We start from the raw sequence: 15,192 nt of genomic DNA, 5'->3' as shown, positions 1-15,192 counted from the left end.
CCGTCAGACTGTCCGGTGGCTGTCACTTCACTGCTCTCGTGTCGGGAAATACCCCAACGCTTCTATTCGGCCCGGACGAACGCCCGATATGGACCTGACACTCGATACAGTTTCGCTGGGTCGAACTGGACTCGAAGTGAGCGAACTCCCCTTCGGTACGTGGCGCTTTGGCCGCGTCACCGAAGCGGGCACCCTCGAAATCGACCGCTCGACGGCCTTCGATCTGCTGGATTTCTACGCGGATGCAGGCGGTCAGTTCATCGACACCGCTGACGTGTACGGCGGTGGCGACGCCGAAGCGTGGATCGGTGACTGGCTCGAAGAGCGCGACCGGGAGGACTTCGTCATCGCCTCGAAGATTTACTGGCCAACCCGCGAGAACGACCCGAACGGGAGCGGTCTCAGCAGAAAACACATTCGCCGCCAGATCGACCGGTCGCTCGACCGACTCGGCACCGACTACCTCGACCTGCTGTACATCCACCGCTGGGACGACGCCACCCCCGCACGGGAACTGATGCGCACGCTCGACGGACTGGTCGATTCCGGTCGCGTCAACTACCTCGGCGCGTCGACGCTGCGCCCCAACACCTGGCGAATCGCACGGGCAAACGAGATTGCCCGTCAGTACGGCTGGGAACCATTTACCGTCACCCAGCCCCGATACAATCTGGTCAACCGCGAGATAGAGGGCAATTACATGGAGTTTTGCCGCGAGCAGGGACTCGGCATCTGCACGTGGAGTCCACTCGCGCAGGGCTTTCTCACCGGCAAGTACGAGCGCGGGTCGGACCTGCCCGACGACGCGACAGCATCAGAGACGAGCAACTGGGATTATCTCTCCCCGGAGAACTTCGACGTGCTCGACGTGGTTCGGGACATCGCAGAAAGCGTCGGTGCCTCTCCGGCACAAATCGCACTCGCGTATCAGCTTCACCACCCCGACGTCACCGGGCCGATCATCGGCGCGCGAACGGTCGACCAACTCGAAGAGGACCTCCGGGCTGCGACCGTCTCGCTCTCCGAGACCCAGTTCGAGCGCCTCGAAACCGCAAAGCCCGGCCCGTTCGACAATCTGGTGTAAGCGTGCGCTCCGACCGAATCGTAGCGACGACGTTCGAGCGCGTCGGCCTCCCGCTCGCAGAGTCGTTTACGATTTCCCGTGGCAGTACGGAGACGGCGACGAACCTCGTCGTCCGTGTTGAGGACGACACCGGTCGGATTGGCGTCGGCGCGGCGTCACCGTCGGAGTATTACGGCGAGACGCCAGACAGCGTCGCCGCCGTACTTCCGGACCTGCTCGATCTCGTCGAAGACGTAGGCGACCCACACGCCACGCAGGCGATTGCGCAGGAGATGCGCGAGTGTGTGCCCGAAAGCGCACCAGCGCGGGCGTCCGACCACGCCGCGGCGCGGGCGGCCGTCTCCGTCGCCGTTCACGACCTGGCCGCGCGGCAGGTTGACGAACCACTCTACCGCCGCTTTGGACTCGACACCGACGCCGTTCCGCCGACGTCCTACACGGTCAGCATCGACACGCCCGAGCGGATGGCCGAACTCGCTCGAACCGCACGCGAAGCGGGCTTTCCGGTGCTGAAGCTCAAACTCGGCACCGACGACGACCGCGCACGCCTCGAAGCGGTGCGTGCGGCCGCCCCCGAGGCGCGGATTCGCGTGGACGCAAACGGCGACTGGACGCCCGAGGAGGCAATCGACCGCTGTGACTTGCTCGCCGAGATGGGTGTCGAGTTCTGCGAACAGCCCGTTCCGGGCGGGGATATCGACGGGCTCGAACGGGTTCGAGAGACGAGTCCGATCCCGATTGCCGCGGACGAAAGCTGTGTGACTGCGACGGATGTTCCCTCCGTCGTCGACGCCGCCGACATCGTCGTCGTGAAGTTGATGAAATGTGGCGGCCTCCGGCCCGCTCTCCGACAGATCGCAGCCGCACAGGCACACGGGCTCGACGTGATGCTCGGCTGTATGGTCGAGACGAACGCCTCCATCGCGGGGGCCTGTCAGCTTGCACCACTGGTCGAGTACGTCGATCTCGACGGCGCGCTCTTGCTCGATTCAGACCCGTACGAAGGAGTGCCAGTGCGGGAGGGGCAGTTCGATCTCACTGCTGTCGATAGCGGCACTGGCGCGCGCCCGAGTGGATCTGGAGATGGATAGAGATCAGTGTCTAGCGACGGATAGAGAACAGCGCTGTTGACTCAGTCTTCGGCCATCTCGACGACTTCGTCGAAGAAGGAAAGTGAGTCGTGCGGGCCGGGGTTGGCCTCGGGGTGGTACTGGCGTGTGATGATGTCGAGTTCGTCGCTGTCGAGTCCCTCGGGAGTCTTGTCGTTGACGTTACGCTGGGTGACTTCGAGCGTGTCGCCTGGGTCGGCGACGGTGTAGCCGTGGTTCTGCGTGGTCATCACGACCTTGTCGGTTCGAAGGTCGCGAACTGGCTGATTGACGCCGCGGTGGCCGAACTCCATCTTTTCGGTGCGGCCGCCCAGCGTGTTTGCGACGACCTGCTGGCCGAGGCAGATGCCAGCGAGGGGTACCTCGCCGACGAACTCGTCGATGATTTCGCCGGTCTGCTCGAAGTTTTCGGGGTCGCCGGGGCCGTTCGAGATGAATAGCACGTCCGGGTCGATTGCGGCGACGGCGTCGATGCTCGCGTCGTAGGGGAGTTGATGCACGACGGCGTCGCGCTCGACGAGTGAGCTGATGATGCTGCCTTTCGCGCCGCAGTCGATGAGCGCCACGTCCGGGCCGTCCCCGTCTGCGTTGTGGACTGCCGTATCCTGCACGGAGACCTGCGAGCCGATGTCCTCGTGTTCGGACATGTGTTTGCACTTGTCGAGTTCGGCCAGCGCATCCTCCTTGGTTGCGTCGGGGCCGGCGGCGATGCCCGCCTTCATCGCCCCTTCGTCACGGATCTCGGTGACGATCTCGCGCGTGTCGAGGTGGTCGACTGCGGGGACGCCCTCGTCCTGGAGCCACTCGGCCACGTCCGCAGTCAGTTCCCGGGCGACGACGCCGCGGGGGTGAACGCGATCCGACTCGAACCGCTCTTCTCGGACGCCGTAGTTGCCGATGAGCGGATACGAGAAGGTGAGCAGTTGCTCTTCGTAGCTCGGGTCGGTCAGACTCTCCTCGTAGCCCGTGTAGGCAGTTGTGAACACCAGTTCACCGCGGGTCGTGCCCGGCGAGCGCGCACGCGCCTCGATGACGCGTTCGCCCTCGATGGCGACGTAGGCGTCTGTCATTACGAGACCGGTAGGCCGAGTTGGCTGATAAGCGTTGCTTTCGAGGGTCAGATTTGCCATCGGAGTGTCTGACTCTTTCACACACGACGGAAGCGAAGACGGTATGAACCACCGTTTCGTGATGCGTAGTAATGACCGACCAGTCGCTTGCTGACCTCGACCACGAGAACGCTGGAGAGGATGTCATCGCGGTCGACGCCGATGACAACGCACAGGGGACCGTCAACCGCCTCGATGCCCACACCGGGGAGGGGATCCGGCATCGCGCGTTCACGACACTGTTGTTCGACGGCGACGGGCACATTCTGCTCGCCCAGCGAAGCCCCGAGAAGCGCCTCTGGGACACCTACTGGGATGGCACCGTCGCCTCTCACCCCGTCGAGGGGCAGTCACAGGTCGAGGCCGCCACAGAGCGACTCGACGAGGAACTCGGTATCACCGACGACCAGTACGACGACCTCAGAGTCACCGACCGGTTCGAGTACAAGCGCCACTACCTCAACGTCGGCGTCGAACACGAGGTCTGTGCGGTGCTCAAGGCGACGCTCTCCGATACCCACATCGACCCTGTTCCCGAGGAGGTCGGCGGCGTCCTCTGGGCACCGTACGAGGACCTCCACGACAATCCGCGGCTGTACCGTCAACTCCGCCTCTGCCCGTGGTTCGAGATTGCGATGCGTCGAGACTTCCAGTAGCTTCCGTCCTGCTGTTCTCTTGCTTTCTACGCCTGTCCGGGTGGTCGAGACCTGACTGCACTCCAGACGGCGACGGCTCCGAGCAGCAACGCGGGGATCATCGGGAAGATGAGATACGCCTGCCGGAGTGAAAAGCCCATTCGGCCGAGCAGCCAGTGTGCCTCCGGCAGATAGAGGACGAAGAGCGGAATGACGAGCACCGAGAGGACGACGACGCCGACGAGCACCCAGCCCCGCCAGTCGAGTGACTCCCTTGGTGGCCACTGTCTCGGCGGCACTGCCTGCTGGCCCGATTCGGGACCGCGCTGACTCGACTTCGAGTCGTCGTTCGCCGTTCTCTGTTCGCTTCGCTCACCGCTGGCTCCGGCCGCCTTCGGGTCGACACTCGGATCCGCCGTGGCGCTCCCGTTCGGGCCGGAGCCGTCTGTCATGGTCACGCTCTTCGTGCTACCTGCTCAAAACGTTCACGCTCTCGCGCTGTGCTCGGATTTTTACTCCCGGGGATCGAAGCGGCGGACGACTATGGTCGATTTTCAGTCACGGGATACTCGACGGACACGCTCGGACAGAGACGACGATGACGACGAGGAGACTGGCGAATCTGACGAGGAAGTGGAAGCCGCCGGTGACCAGACCGCCGTTGCCGACGAGACTGCGGATGAGGCGGACGAACCCGCGTCGCTCGGGTACGCGGTGGTCACGCTCTCGAACGGGACAGTCGAGGAAGACGCGCCCGGGGACACGGCCATCTCGGCAATCGAAGACGCCGGTGACGCCGTGGCGACCCGCGAACTCGTCGAGCCGAGTTACGACGACGTCCAGAGTACTGTCGTGACGCTGGTCGGCCGAGCGGACGTCGACGCAATCGTCACTATCGGCGGTACTGGCGTCGGTTCTGCTGGCGTGGTGCCCGAGGCAGTCGGAACGATGTTCGACAAGGAACTGCCCGGCTTCGGCGAACTGTTCAGGCGACAGGAGGAGGAGATTGTCGGGACGGCTGTCGTGACGAGTCGCGCCACTGCGGGCATCGTCGATCAGGTCCCGGTGTTTGCCGTCCCTGCGGGCGTGGAGACGACCGAACGTGCGATGGACTCGCTCGTTCTATCCGAAGCGGCCCGGATCGTCGAGGCGGCTGTCGGCGATGGGTCCGACGAGTGACGATGAGTCGCTCTGACACACAGCACGAAGTTCACGACGACGGTGCCGAATTCCGGGGCTACTGGCTCGACGCGTTCAACCCCGGGCTGAAGACCGTCTCGGAAATCGAGACTACGATCGACCGCGTACAAGCGACAAACTGCAACGCTATCGTCGCGCAGGTCGTTCGACGGGCGGACTTCTACGGGGACCGGGGACATCCGCCCCGCACTGCTGACGATGCTGTCGACGACGACATCGACCCGCTCGCGACGCTGATCGAGCACGCACACGATGCGGACATCGAGGTCCACGGCTGGATGGTCGTCGGAAAGCTCTGGGACGATTCGCTCGACGTGCCATCTCAGCCCGACCATCCGTTCAACACTCACGGCCCCGAGAGCGACGACCCGTGGATCACGTACAGCGTCGACGGCGACCCGACCGACAGCAACGGGAACTACTACTTCGAGTACGGCCACCCCGGCGCACACCGGTACCTCCGCGAGACCGCACGAAGCATCGTCGCGAACTACGACGTCGACGGCCTCAATCTGGATTTCATCCGGTATCCGGGCCCCGACCCGGAGGCAAACGCCGCGCCCGAGCAACCGCCGAGATTTGGCTACAACCCGGTCGCGCTCGACCGATACGAGGCCGCGACCGGACGCACCGACCCGGACCCTGACGACGAGTCGTTCGTCGAGTGGCGACGCGAGCAGGTGACCGCGCTCATGCGACGGATCTATCACGCCTGTTTCGCTATCGATCCGTCCGTTCGGGTGTCGGTCGACGCCGTCACCCGATGGCGCGGGCCACAGCACCGGGCGGACGGGTGGGCGGGGACGGCGAACTACTGGCAACTCATGCAGGACTTCAAAGCGTGGCTCGACGCGAGCATCGTCGACACTGCACTGCTGATGAACTACAAGCGCGAGGCCGACCCTGACCAGCGGGCGATGTACCGCGAGTGGGTCGAGTGGACGAACGAACTGCAGTCCGACCGTGACGTCGTGGTGGGGCAGGGGTTGTATCTCAACACGCCCGAGGAGACGCGAGCGCAGATCGAAGCCATCCGCGAGCGCGGACCCGAGACCAGCGGCTGGGCGGGCTTCTCCTACGCGACGCCGACAGTGGGCGTTCACGAACGCGACGTGTCACGCGAGACGGCCTATCGTCGACTCGTCGACGCCCTCGTTGCGGGGGAACACGAACCCGTGTTCCAGACCGCTGTCCCCGTTTCACCGATGCCGTGGAAGGACGACCCCGACCGGGGACACGTCGGCGGCCGCGTCACCGATTCGTCGGACACGCCACGGGACCAGTTTCCGGTCACCGTCACCTCGGACAGCGAGGATCCGACGACGCCGGTTCGCGTCGAAACCGGCCCCGACGGGCACTTCTTCGTCGCTGACCTCGCTCCTGGTGAATACCGCGTCGTCGCCGGAACTGCCGACCAGTCCGTGACCGTCACGCCCGGTAATCTCGCTCAGACGCGATCCGTCACCGATGCAGACCCTGAGTGAGGCGTGATTTGCCGAACCGGGGATTGAATGTGCTGTGTCGCGTCTGTCGAGTCATGGCGACCCGGCTCTCAGCGCACGTCTGGTGGTGTGACTTTCAGGGTGTCAACGCCTATCTGTTCCGTGAGGAGGGATCACTCACACTCGTCGACGCCGGGATGACCTGGCACGCTGGCCGACTCGAGCGCGCCGTTGCCGCCGTTACCGGCAGCCGTGTTTCCGCTGACACGCCGCTCGCTGCGGTCGATCACGTCGTGCTCACACACTACGACATCGACCACGTCGGAGCACTCTCTCGTCTGGATGGGCTGGATGCGACTGTGTTTGCCGGGAGTCCCGACGCCGCCTTTCTCACCCGCAACGAGCGCCCGCCGTGGAACCGAAAGGGGACGATCCAGCGCGCGCTCGACGTCCTCCGGACGACGCCCGATGTCACTGTCGAGACACTCACAGATGGGGACACTGTCGGTGGGTTGACCGCCTACGCGACGCCGGGCCACTCGCCCGGTCACATGGTGTACGTCAGCGAACGACACTCCGTCGCCTTCCTCGGTGATCTGGTTCGGACTGTCGACGGCGAGTTCCAGCGCGTTCCGACGGTCTTTCAGTACGACCGCGCGCAGGCCGACCAGTCGTTGCGGGAGTTCGTCGACCGTGCTCCCCCATTTGAGATTGCCTGTCCCGGCCACGGCACACCGATTGCTTCCGACGGACGGAGCCGATTGCGGGCGTTTGCTGAGACGCTCTCGGACAGTCGCTGACACACTCTCTGCTGTTCGCTGACACACCCCCCACCACTCACTGACGCGCCGCACCCAGCGTCAGGGTTCGGCCCCAGTGTCGGTCCGTGATTCGTTTGGACCGGGTGAGGGGCCACCCGAGAGAAAGCGGTCGCGGATGTCATCGGTCGGCATCAGACAGGCCTCGCGCTTGCCGAACCACTCGTAGCGGTGGCTGGCAACCACGTCGTACACCCAGTCCCGGACCATCTTCGGGACGAGCCAGAAGACAAGAAGCAGATGGTAGAGTCCGCCGAGATGGTGCGCGGCCCGAAGCGCTGCGCTCGATTTGGTGTAACAGCGCCCGTTCTCGACCAGCGCGACGGTTTCGAGATCTTCGGTTGGAACGTCGTACTCCGCGGCGAGTCGCTTCCCGACTTCGGACTGGAGCGGTGCGAACCGGAACACTGCCTCCGGATCACGCCGAATGAGAAAGGTCACTGCCCCCGTACAGAGATTGCACACACCATCGAACAGGACGACCGGACGATCCTCAGGGACAGTAGGACCGTCGTCGGGGACAGTAGGACTGTCGTCGGGGACAGCGGAGTGGTCGTCGGACGCGTCGGCTGTCATTACTGACGCTACGTGGCCGTGGCTGTTGAGCGTTTCCCAGCAGTGTGCTTCCCGTGCACCGTCGTCACTCACCAGGCAGCTTCGAGAACGGTCCGAAGCTCCGACCGCTCCGGATCCAGTCCCGGAGGAACGTTCTCGATCAACGCGTCGTCGACCGTCGTCTGCGCGATGGCGTCGAACGTCGAGCGGTCGATCCCATCGATGTCCCGGAGCCTGGACGGCAACCCCAGTGAGTCGCGAACCGACTCGACGGCGGTGATCGTTCCCTGTGCTGGGTCCGTCGCTGCCGGGACGTTCAGCGCTTCGGCGAGCAGTTCTCGTTGTCCGTCAACGCGCTCGAAGAGGTACGCGAGTGCGTGCGGCGCGAGTACGGCGTGAGCGACACCCTGGTGGACGTCCGCGTGGGATTTGACCCCGTGCCCCAGCGCATGAACGAGCGAGAGCGTCGTCCCGTCGGGCCGCGAGATGCCATACTGCACCAGAACGAGGCCGCGGAGTATCGAATCGAGGTCCCAGCGCTCGCGTTCGCTCGCGAGTGTCGGCAACCCCTCGACGAGCAGTCCGAGCCCCCGGAGTGCCGTCGCGTCGGTGATCGGCGTCCGCGAGCGGGCATAGAGCGTCTCGATGCCCTTGTCGAAGCCGTTCATCGCGGACGCCGAGAGCACAGACTGTGGTGTCGTCCGAACGAGCGCCGGGTCGTACAACGCCGCTGCGGGCATCAGTCGTGGGTCACTGAGCCCGCCGCTGACATCCTCCGACACCAGTCCGGACGCGGCCGATGCCGTTATCCCCGCAAGCTGAGAGAAGTCCGCCCCAGCGAGTGTCGTCGGCACGGCCAGCACGGGCGGCAATTCCCCTGCTGAAATCGTGATTCGACCCGTCGATTCGAGTTGCGCGCCCAGTTTCGACGGGTCACGGTCGCCGCTCGCGATGACGCTTGCGACCTTCGCAACGTCGATGCTGCTCCCGCCCCCTAGTGCGACGAAGGCATCAGCCCCAGTCTGGTGAAACTGCGCCGCCGCCTCGGCGGCCGTCTCCAGACGCTTTTCGGGTGTCGTCCGGTCGAAGACGCCTGCGAGTCGCGCTCCGAGACCGTTCCGGACTGGATCGATGACGGCGGGTGTCGACCCGACCGTCTCACCACAGACCACGAGTGCGCCCGAACAGCCAAGTGCTGTCAGTTCTTCACCCAGCGCCTCGACCGACTGCTCACCAAATCGGATGACTCCCGGGTCGTAGGCGAACCGGAACCGCTCTGTGTCCTCCATCACCGTCTCGTTTGTGCGCTGTCGGCAAAAGCAAACTGCTGGCCACTCTCACTAACGAGCGGGTCTCATACCCATCAAAAGCGGATGCGTGGTCCGGGATTTGAACCCGGGCAAGCAGCGTGGGAGGCTGCTGTCCTACCACTAGACCAACCACGCCCGGACGTGTCTACCCGATCCGGCTATATGGTTCTTATCCTTCGATCCGTCTCACACCACTCGACCGGATGTGCGTCACGACGACCGACCGCTCCCGAGATACGCGAGCGCAAGCCCGCCGACGAGAATCATCCCGCTTTCGATCCCACCCGGTATCTGCCCGGTCTGCCCGCCGACCACACCGACCAGCACGAGACTCACTGCAAGCGCAGACAGGCCTGGGCGTGCCAGAAGTTGCTGCACGAAGGCCCGACCGACCCAGTATGGCATCGTCAGCGCCGCCCGAACCGTCGCTCTGAGCGGGCGGTTCCCGTCTGGATTTGGGGCCGACGTAGCGGCTTCGAGTTCGTCGACGCCGAGTGTCCCGAGTTCGCCGCTGTGGACGCGCTGGCCGTCGGCGTCTCCGACTCTAAGAACCGTCACTTCCGCGTCGCGGACCCCGACGACGCGATAGACCCCATCCGGGTGGTCGGTCCCGGTCAATCGAACGTGGTCGTACACATCAAGATCGGTCATGCGTCGTGGTTCGAGCGACTGACACTTATGTACAGTGTCCGGAGTCGAGACGCCCGGAAGTGACCGACCGTCCAGTTCAGTTCGCCTAGTCCGGACTTACTTGTCCGTTCAGTCCAACTCACGATCATGCCAGCAATCGAGAACGAGGCACGGACGCTGGATCTGTCACTTTCGGAGACCGAACTCGAACAGCGGCGCGACCACATCACGTCGTTCATCCAGTCACAGTACGACCAATCCGGTGCGGAGACCGCTGTGATCGCGCTCTCGGGTGGGATCGACAGCACGCTCACGTCACATCTGGCCGTCGAGGCGCTCGGGGCAGACAGCGTGTATGGACTCGTCCTTCCAAGCGAGGTCAACCGCGCGCAGAACATGTCCGACGCCGAACGTGTCGCAGCCGAGTTGCTCGGCATCGAGTTCGACGTTATCGAGATCGAACCGCTCGCGACGGCGGTTCTCGATGCCTATCCCGGCTTCGACGCCAGCGAACGCGAGCAGTATCACGTCACGGCTGGCAACCTCCGCGCTCGCATGCGAGCGGTCCTCAACTACGTCGCAGCCAACCACCGCAACGGGATCGTGTTCGGAACAGGCAACCGCAGCGAGGCCGCGGTGGGCTACTTCACGAAGTACGGCGACGGCGCAGTCGACTGTCACCCGATCGCCAACCTCTACAAACAGCAAGTGCGCCAACTCGCCAGCTACGTCGGCGTTCCCGATGACCTGGTCGAAAAGACACCGAGTGCGGAGCTGTGGGCCGACCAGACCGACGAGGACGAACTCGGACTCGGCTACGACACGCTCGATTCCATCCTCGCGCTTCACGTCGACGGTCCACTCTCGGTGAGTGCGACCGCCCGCGAACTCGGTATCGACGAATCACTCGTCGAGGACGTGCGGGCGATGCACGAGCGAAGCGCCCACAAACGGCAGGCACCACCCGGCCCAGCACCGCTGTACTGAGCCGATGCTGTCTGGAACCGACCGGGTGTCCGTGACCGCCGAGCGCACTCGCCTGCTCGCGTTTCCAAAGGTCTTTGCCTTTTGCATCCCTACAAACGGGTGATGGACGAGGTCGCTGCGGTCAGACAGACCGCATTCGATGCTGTCGACGCCGTCGAGCCAGCGGCTCTCCGTGAGACGATTCGAACGGAACTCGAAACTGGGTCGATGGTTCCCGGCGTCCTGACGCTTCTGAGTGCCCGTGCGATGACTGAAATCCCGATGTCCGGACCTGCCACTGATGAGTCACCGCCCGACGGAATCCGCGAGCGTGCGGCCGGTGTTCAACTCATCTACGACGGACTCAGACTCACTCGGCGGCTTGTCCACGGACAGCCCTGGAGTGACCGCGACGACGCCGACATGCAGATTCTGGCTGCGGACGTGCTGGTGGCCCGCGGGTTCTATCTCCTCGCACGTACCGAGGGCGCCAACCGGGCAGTCGAGACCGTTCGAGCGTTCGGTCGCGACCAGACCGTCCGACAGGAGATGGACCAGACGGATCTCGACGAGACAGTGAAGACTGATCTCGACCGGAATCTGGAGGCGGACGTACTCGAACTGGCTGTCGTCACCGGTGCGACCGTCGGCGGCCCAGTCATGCCGCAGTTCCGGGAGTTCGCCGCCGACCTGGCAGGCACGCTTCCCGACGGTGCGGCTGGCTTCCCCGACTCGGTGACGCTCTTTCCCGGCGACATCCGCGACCGACTCGACACCCTCGCCGGGGAGAGTCCCCCCGAGGGCGTTCGGTCGTCGATCGACGACTGAAATCGAAACCCCTAAAGAGGTTTCCCGGCTACCTCCGGGTGCGCCTGGGTAGCTTAGCGGTAAAGCGCGTCCTTGGTAAGGACGAGACCCCGGATTCAAATTCCGGCCTAGGCTCTCTTTCCCTGTTCTTTCCGGTAGTTACCGGGTTCTTCGTCGGTGAAAGAATGTACACCATGCAAGGACGAGTACCCGGTGTTTGTTCGGGTACCCTGGTGCAGTCATGCGGTTTTGGAGAACAGTCAGGCATACTACAGTATATTTTTAAGGTTTTGTGGTGTCTAGTTCTAGTTTCTAGATGTGAGGGTGGTTTTGTATGACATACGATGATGAGAACAAGTACAACGGTATTGTCCTCGTTTCTGAGGATGCACAGGAGTATTTAAATCCGAGGCAGGAGGTTACGTATCGGGAGCATCGCCGTGAGTTGGTGGAGTGGATGCTTTCGTTGGGTAAGAATCCGGATAAGGCTGAGGGTTATAGCCATAGTACAGCTAAAAACAGGATGAATCGGCTTGATCTGTTTTATCGTTTTGTTTGGGACAAGAGGGGGCGGTATGTGCAGGATTTGTCGGTGGATGATGCGGATGATTGGATGCGGTTTTTGGCTTCGGAGGAGATGAAGGAGAGTACGAAGTGTCATTATCAGAAGGCTTGTAGGTCGTTGTTTAAGTGGAAGCGTGTGGCTCGGGGTAAGGATGTGGAGTGGGAGCCTGTGATTGAGTATAGTGATCCGTCTACGACTTATAGTCCTCGGGATTATTTGACGAGGGATGATCGTCGTAAGTTGAGGAGGGCTGCTATGGAGTATGGGTCGGTGCCTCATTATAACAGTGTGAGTCCTGGGGAGCGTGAGAGGTGGAAGACGTATCTTTCTCAGAGGCTTCAGAAGCCGAAGGATGAGGTTTCGATGAGGGATTGGGAGAAGGCGAATTCGTTTAAGTATACGTCGCTGATTTATGTTGCGTTGGATGCGGGTTTGCGTCCTATTGAGGTTAAGCGTTCGACTGTTCAGTGGGTGGATACGGAGAATGGTGTGCTTCGTATTCCTCGGGAGGAGAGCAGTAAGAATCGGGAGAATTGGATTGTTGCGTTGAAGGAGGAGACTAGTCAGATCTTGAAGCGGTGGTTGGATGAGCGGGAGACGCGGGAGAAGTATGATGGCCGGGATGCGTTGTGGTTGACGATGTACGGTAATCGGTATGATAAGGATTCGTTTAGGGATGTGTTCCGGAAGATTGCTAGGGAGGCTAACTTGGATTTGGAGAACCGGGATCTTACGCCTTACTCGATTAGGCATAGTACGGCGACTTACGTAGCTGAGGAAGAGGGTTTGGCCGTGGCTGCACAGCAGTGCCGTCACAAGTCGAAGAGGACAACTGAGAAGTACGAGCATAGTTCGACGGCTCGGCAGCAGGACGCAGTCAACAACATCGACTAAAAACACCCTCTTTTTTCTCTATTCTTTTCTTGGTACGGCAGTAAGTCGTTCACCGTTTAGAACCTGATTCAAACCTGTCTGTCTAACCCGGGTAAACGAGTTGTAACCTGTTTCAAGCCTGATTTTCAGAGGGACTGGCTGTGTCTTCTGAGGCTGTTTCTGACCTGTATCCTCCCGGTGCTGGTTTCCTCCCAATCAGAGCTTGTGGAGAAAAAATCCTATCGACGTACAGATTCAAGCTATTTCGAAGCACACCGAACTGAGTCACATGTTGCCGATGCTGACGGGCCAAATGGTGAAGGAAATGGGTTTATTGCGTATCATGAGGAGGATGGTGTCCAAGGAGTTACTGGGGATGTGTTTGAAAGCGAACTTTGGAATGACAACCCTCTCGGCTTTCCGGACATGAACGCAGACTACATCTCAAAAAACGACATGCCAAACATAGAATGCCCAGGAAACACAGTCCGATGCATTGTACCAATCGACGTATCCACCAAAGAAAACGATTGGGGAACAAACCCATCCCAAAGCTTCAAAATAAGCATAACAGGTTGAAACGATTCATTTAGATCTATTTTAGATATCAAAAGCATTCAGGTCATCCAATTCTCTCTCAATCTTAACAGGATCGGTGTAGATGTCTTCGAATGAGCTTTCACCGTCTTTGCCTCTTGCATCTTCAACAGTTTGCTCTATTAGCTCTTCGTCTCCGTATGGCCCATTAACTATCTGATGTAATCCTTCCTCCGACCCATAGAACACAGGTGCTACACCGAAACCAAGATATTTCACATGTTCATGCTCAGGATCGGTAGTGGTGACAGGATTAACTATTTCTCCCAATTCTTCAGATAATCCTCTATATGGATTTAAAGTAGTTCCAGCAGAATCCATTATTCTGCCGTTTCTTTTAAACAGTTCGGAGTCAATATAGTCACTTATGTCTTCTTTTATGTTCTCATCTAGTCCTAATGCAGTTCTACCGAACACCTGTGTTTTTTTCTCTACATCTCCAAGAACAGCCATGTTTATTATTTCTCTATCTTTATCTACTGCTGCATAGGTCATTCTTGGTTGTTCGAAGAAATCTGCTACAGGATTTTCTGGAGTTAGTTCTGCTTTATAGACCGGTATTTCTCCACCTATAGTGTCAACTTGATCCATGTCTGATTCAATCTCATCAACAACCTGATCAAGATTCTTTACCTTGAATTGTTCTCCAGAACCTGATTCTCCAGAATAGATTATTTGATCTAATGGTGCGAAGCTGCTAAATGGTTCTATCGCCTTATATGATCTTCTTCGCTTTTCGAGTGTTTTTTCTGGTATTATTTGTGTTATCATGTCTTGGTCTCTGAAGCCCCAGATTGTTTGGCCTAGTCGGTCTGGTCCTTGGACTTGTTCGGGTGTGGGTGCTGTTTCGAGGTGTTCGAGTCGTTGTTCGGTGTTGTCCCAGAGGACGGAGAATTCTTCTTCGACGGTGACGTCTGCGTTTGATTGTGGGTGTTTTGCTGTGAGTTCGGCGGTGTAGTTTCCGATCTGGTCGAAGTCGTGTTGCGTCTGCAGTCCTTCGTATTCAGTCCCTGCTATCTTCCACAGGTACTGTGCTTCGTCCGGTGAAACCGATTCCCCATCCTTCAAGACTTCTGTACTTGAAGCATCGAACTTCACAGGCTCTTTGATAACCGGGTCGTTCACAATACTGAACGCCGGATCAATCTCCATATCATAATCAGGCGTATCAGTAGGAGTCGGCGTAGAACCGGGCGGTGTAGAAGTAGGAGTAGAACCATCACTCGGTGTATCTGTCGCTGTTGGTGTGTCCGAACCGCTGTCTCCATCACTAGAACATCCTGCCAATACGGTTGCTGCGGCTGCTCCACCAGCCTTCAAAAACTTCCTCCGATTTAGACCTGTGTTGTCCTCGTTCATTATACAAACCAAGCCGCTGTTATTACTAATTAGTTAGTCATTCAATTTCTTATAGTACCATGTTGTAGAGGATTTGTTTCTCCTTGGTCATCGTGGTTATCTTTTTATCGATAAGACTTTTAAATGGTTATCG

Annotated in this window: 16 protein-coding genes and 2 tRNA genes; 11 read left to right on the top strand and 7 right to left on the bottom strand. The window is 60.3% G+C overall.

Features of this window, described 5'->3' with window-relative positions; all coding sequences use genetic code 11:
• The first annotated feature begins 88 nt into the window (after window positions 1-88).
• Together ACMGFL_RS11945 and ACMGFL_RS11940 are read left to right on the top strand one after the other, a co-directional pair.
• Window positions 89-1,084, top strand: a complete 996-nt coding sequence (locus ACMGFL_RS11945; RefSeq protein WP_436935763.1) for an aldo/keto reductase — start codon at window positions 89-91, stop codon at window positions 1,082-1,084.
• A 2-nt stretch (window positions 1,085-1,086) separates the two neighbouring features.
• The gene (locus tag ACMGFL_RS11940) at window positions 1,087-2,175 is read left to right on the top strand and encodes a dipeptide epimerase (RefSeq protein WP_436935762.1); all 1,089 of its coding nucleotides are present in this window, start codon (window positions 1,087-1,089) and stop codon (window positions 2,173-2,175) included.
• Between the two features lie 41 nt (window positions 2,176-2,216).
• Here the strand turns inward: ACMGFL_RS11940 and carA are convergent, their stop codons facing one another.
• Window positions 2,217-3,263 carry a glutamine-hydrolyzing carbamoyl-phosphate synthase small subunit gene (carA, locus tag ACMGFL_RS11935; RefSeq protein ID WP_436935761.1) on the bottom strand — a complete coding sequence of 349 codons (1,047 nt, stop codon included), beginning with the start codon at window positions 3,261-3,263 and terminating at the stop codon, window positions 2,217-2,219.
• 131 nt (window positions 3,264-3,394) lie between these two features.
• Between carA and ACMGFL_RS11930 the strand changes: the two genes are divergently transcribed.
• On the top strand, window positions 3,395-3,958 hold the full coding sequence (locus tag ACMGFL_RS11930; protein WP_436935760.1) for an isopentenyl-diphosphate Delta-isomerase: 564 nt from the start codon (window positions 3,395-3,397) through the stop codon (window positions 3,956-3,958).
• Between the two features lie 26 nt (window positions 3,959-3,984).
• On the opposite strand, the gene ACMGFL_RS11925 is transcribed toward ACMGFL_RS11930, so the two are convergent.
• On the bottom strand, window positions 3,985-4,389 hold the full coding sequence (locus tag ACMGFL_RS11925; protein ID WP_436935759.1) for a DUF7977 family protein: 405 nt from the start codon (window positions 4,387-4,389) through the stop codon (window positions 3,985-3,987).
• A 91-nt stretch (window positions 4,390-4,480) separates the two neighbouring features.
• On the opposite strand from ACMGFL_RS11925, the gene ACMGFL_RS11920 reads away from it, so the two are divergent.
• Genes ACMGFL_RS11920 through ACMGFL_RS11910 form a run of 3 tightly spaced genes read left to right on the top strand, consistent with a single transcriptional unit; the run spans window position 4,481 to window position 7,379 of the window.
• Complete coding sequence (locus ACMGFL_RS11920) at window positions 4,481-5,116, top strand: MogA/MoaB family molybdenum cofactor biosynthesis protein (protein ID WP_436935758.1); 636 nt, start codon at window positions 4,481-4,483, stop codon at window positions 5,114-5,116.
• Window positions 5,117-5,118: 2 nt separating this feature from the next.
• Window positions 5,119-6,621 (top strand): family 10 glycosylhydrolase, encoded by a 1,503-nt coding sequence (locus tag ACMGFL_RS11915; RefSeq protein ID WP_436935757.1) that lies wholly within the window; start codon window positions 5,119-5,121, stop codon window positions 6,619-6,621.
• 53 nt (window positions 6,622-6,674) lie between these two features.
• Window positions 6,675-7,379, top strand: a complete 705-nt coding sequence (locus ACMGFL_RS11910) for an MBL fold metallo-hydrolase (protein WP_436935756.1) — start codon at window positions 6,675-6,677, stop codon at window positions 7,377-7,379.
• A gap of 60 nt (window positions 7,380-7,439) precedes the next feature.
• Here the strand turns inward: ACMGFL_RS11910 and ACMGFL_RS11905 are convergent, their stop codons facing one another.
• From ACMGFL_RS11905 to ACMGFL_RS11890, 4 genes are all read right to left on the bottom strand, one after another.
• Window positions 7,440-7,973, bottom strand: coding sequence for a thiol-disulfide oxidoreductase DCC family protein (locus tag ACMGFL_RS11905; RefSeq protein ID WP_436935755.1), 534 nt, complete (start codon window positions 7,971-7,973; stop codon window positions 7,440-7,442).
• Window positions 7,974-8,041: 68 nt separating this feature from the next.
• Complete coding sequence (locus ACMGFL_RS11900) at window positions 8,042-9,241, bottom strand: iron-containing alcohol dehydrogenase family protein (protein ID WP_436935754.1); 1,200 nt, start codon at window positions 9,239-9,241, stop codon at window positions 8,042-8,044.
• A gap of 85 nt (window positions 9,242-9,326) precedes the next feature.
• A tRNA-Gly gene (locus ACMGFL_RS11895) sits at window positions 9,327-9,397 on the bottom strand.
• A gap of 75 nt (window positions 9,398-9,472) precedes the next feature.
• Window positions 9,473-9,913 (bottom strand): hypothetical protein, encoded by a 441-nt coding sequence (locus ACMGFL_RS11890; protein ID WP_436935753.1) that lies wholly within the window; start codon window positions 9,911-9,913, stop codon window positions 9,473-9,475.
• A gap of 126 nt (window positions 9,914-10,039) precedes the next feature.
• Here ACMGFL_RS11890 and ACMGFL_RS11885 point away from each other — a divergent pair, with 126 nt between their 5' ends.
• The 5 genes from ACMGFL_RS11885 to ACMGFL_RS11865 all read left to right on the top strand — a co-directional run bounded on the left by ACMGFL_RS11885 (window position 10,040) and on the right by ACMGFL_RS11865 (window position 13,682).
• Window positions 10,040-10,879 carry an NAD+ synthase gene (locus ACMGFL_RS11885; RefSeq protein ID WP_436935752.1) on the top strand — a complete coding sequence of 280 codons (840 nt, stop codon included), beginning with the start codon at window positions 10,040-10,042 and terminating at the stop codon, window positions 10,877-10,879.
• 102 nt (window positions 10,880-10,981) lie between these two features.
• A complete protein-coding gene (locus ACMGFL_RS11880; RefSeq protein ID WP_436935751.1) occupies window positions 10,982-11,686 on the top strand; it encodes a DUF7114 family protein in 705 nt (234 codons plus the stop codon).
• 42 nt (window positions 11,687-11,728) lie between these two features.
• Window positions 11,729-11,800: transfer RNA gene (locus ACMGFL_RS11875), tRNA-Thr, on the top strand.
• A 199-nt stretch (window positions 11,801-11,999) separates the two neighbouring features.
• Window positions 12,000-13,124, top strand: coding sequence for a tyrosine-type recombinase/integrase (locus ACMGFL_RS11870; protein ID WP_436935750.1), 1,125 nt, complete (start codon window positions 12,000-12,002; stop codon window positions 13,122-13,124).
• Window positions 13,125-13,301: 177 nt separating this feature from the next.
• Window positions 13,302-13,682, top strand: coding sequence for a hypothetical protein (locus tag ACMGFL_RS11865; protein WP_436935749.1), 381 nt, complete (start codon window positions 13,302-13,304; stop codon window positions 13,680-13,682).
• A 21-nt stretch (window positions 13,683-13,703) separates the two neighbouring features.
• Here the strand turns inward: ACMGFL_RS11865 and ACMGFL_RS11860 are convergent, their stop codons facing one another.
• The gene (locus ACMGFL_RS11860) at window positions 13,704-15,059 is read right to left on the bottom strand and encodes a twin-arginine translocation signal domain-containing protein (protein ID WP_436935748.1); all 1,356 of its coding nucleotides are present in this window, start codon (window positions 15,057-15,059) and stop codon (window positions 13,704-13,706) included.
• Window positions 15,060-15,192 lie beyond the last annotated feature (133 nt).

It is taken from the genome of Halovenus marina, assembly GCF_051414115.1.
In the GTDB taxonomy this organism is placed as follows: domain Archaea; phylum Halobacteriota; class Halobacteria; order Halobacteriales; family Haloarculaceae; genus Halovenus; species Halovenus marina.
This window is presented reverse-complemented; position numbering and strand designations above follow the sequence as displayed.

What these genes read in the sequence shown, in the direction of transcription:
- ACMGFL_RS11890 (WP_436935753.1), bottom strand. Translation starts at nt 9,913, where the DNA reads ATGACCGATCTTGATGTGTACGACCACGTTCGATTGACCGGGACCGAC.
- ACMGFL_RS11920 (WP_436935758.1), top strand. Translation starts at nt 4,481, where the DNA reads ATGGTCGATTTTCAGTCACGGGATACTCGACGGACACGCTCGGACAGA.
- ACMGFL_RS11905 (WP_436935755.1), bottom strand. Translation starts at nt 7,973, where the DNA reads ATGACAGCCGACGCGTCCGACGACCACTCCGCTGTCCCCGACGACAGT.
- ACMGFL_RS11880 (WP_436935751.1), top strand. Translation starts at nt 10,982, where the DNA reads ATGGACGAGGTCGCTGCGGTCAGACAGACCGCATTCGATGCTGTCGAC.
- carA (WP_436935761.1), bottom strand. Translation starts at nt 3,263, where the DNA reads ATGACAGACGCCTACGTCGCCATCGAGGGCGAACGCGTCATCGAGGCG.
- ACMGFL_RS11930 (WP_436935760.1), top strand. Translation starts at nt 3,395, where the DNA reads ATGACCGACCAGTCGCTTGCTGACCTCGACCACGAGAACGCTGGAGAG.
- ACMGFL_RS11910 (WP_436935756.1), top strand. Translation starts at nt 6,675, where the DNA reads ATGGCGACCCGGCTCTCAGCGCACGTCTGGTGGTGTGACTTTCAGGGT.
- ACMGFL_RS11870 (WP_436935750.1), top strand. Translation starts at nt 12,000, where the DNA reads ATGACATACGATGATGAGAACAAGTACAACGGTATTGTCCTCGTTTCT.
- ACMGFL_RS11860 (WP_436935748.1), bottom strand. Translation starts at nt 15,059, where the DNA reads ATGAACGAGGACAACACAGGTCTAAATCGGAGGAAGTTTTTGAAGGCT.
- ACMGFL_RS11925 (WP_436935759.1), bottom strand. Translation starts at nt 4,389, where the DNA reads ATGACAGACGGCTCCGGCCCGAACGGGAGCGCCACGGCGGATCCGAGT.
- ACMGFL_RS11900 (WP_436935754.1), bottom strand. Translation starts at nt 9,241, where the DNA reads ATGGAGGACACAGAGCGGTTCCGGTTCGCCTACGACCCGGGAGTCATC.
- ACMGFL_RS11915 (WP_436935757.1), top strand. Translation starts at nt 5,119, where the DNA reads ATGAGTCGCTCTGACACACAGCACGAAGTTCACGACGACGGTGCCGAA.
- ACMGFL_RS11945 (WP_436935763.1), top strand. Translation starts at nt 89, where the DNA reads ATGGACCTGACACTCGATACAGTTTCGCTGGGTCGAACTGGACTCGAA.
- ACMGFL_RS11885 (WP_436935752.1), top strand. Translation starts at nt 10,040, where the DNA reads ATGCCAGCAATCGAGAACGAGGCACGGACGCTGGATCTGTCACTTTCG.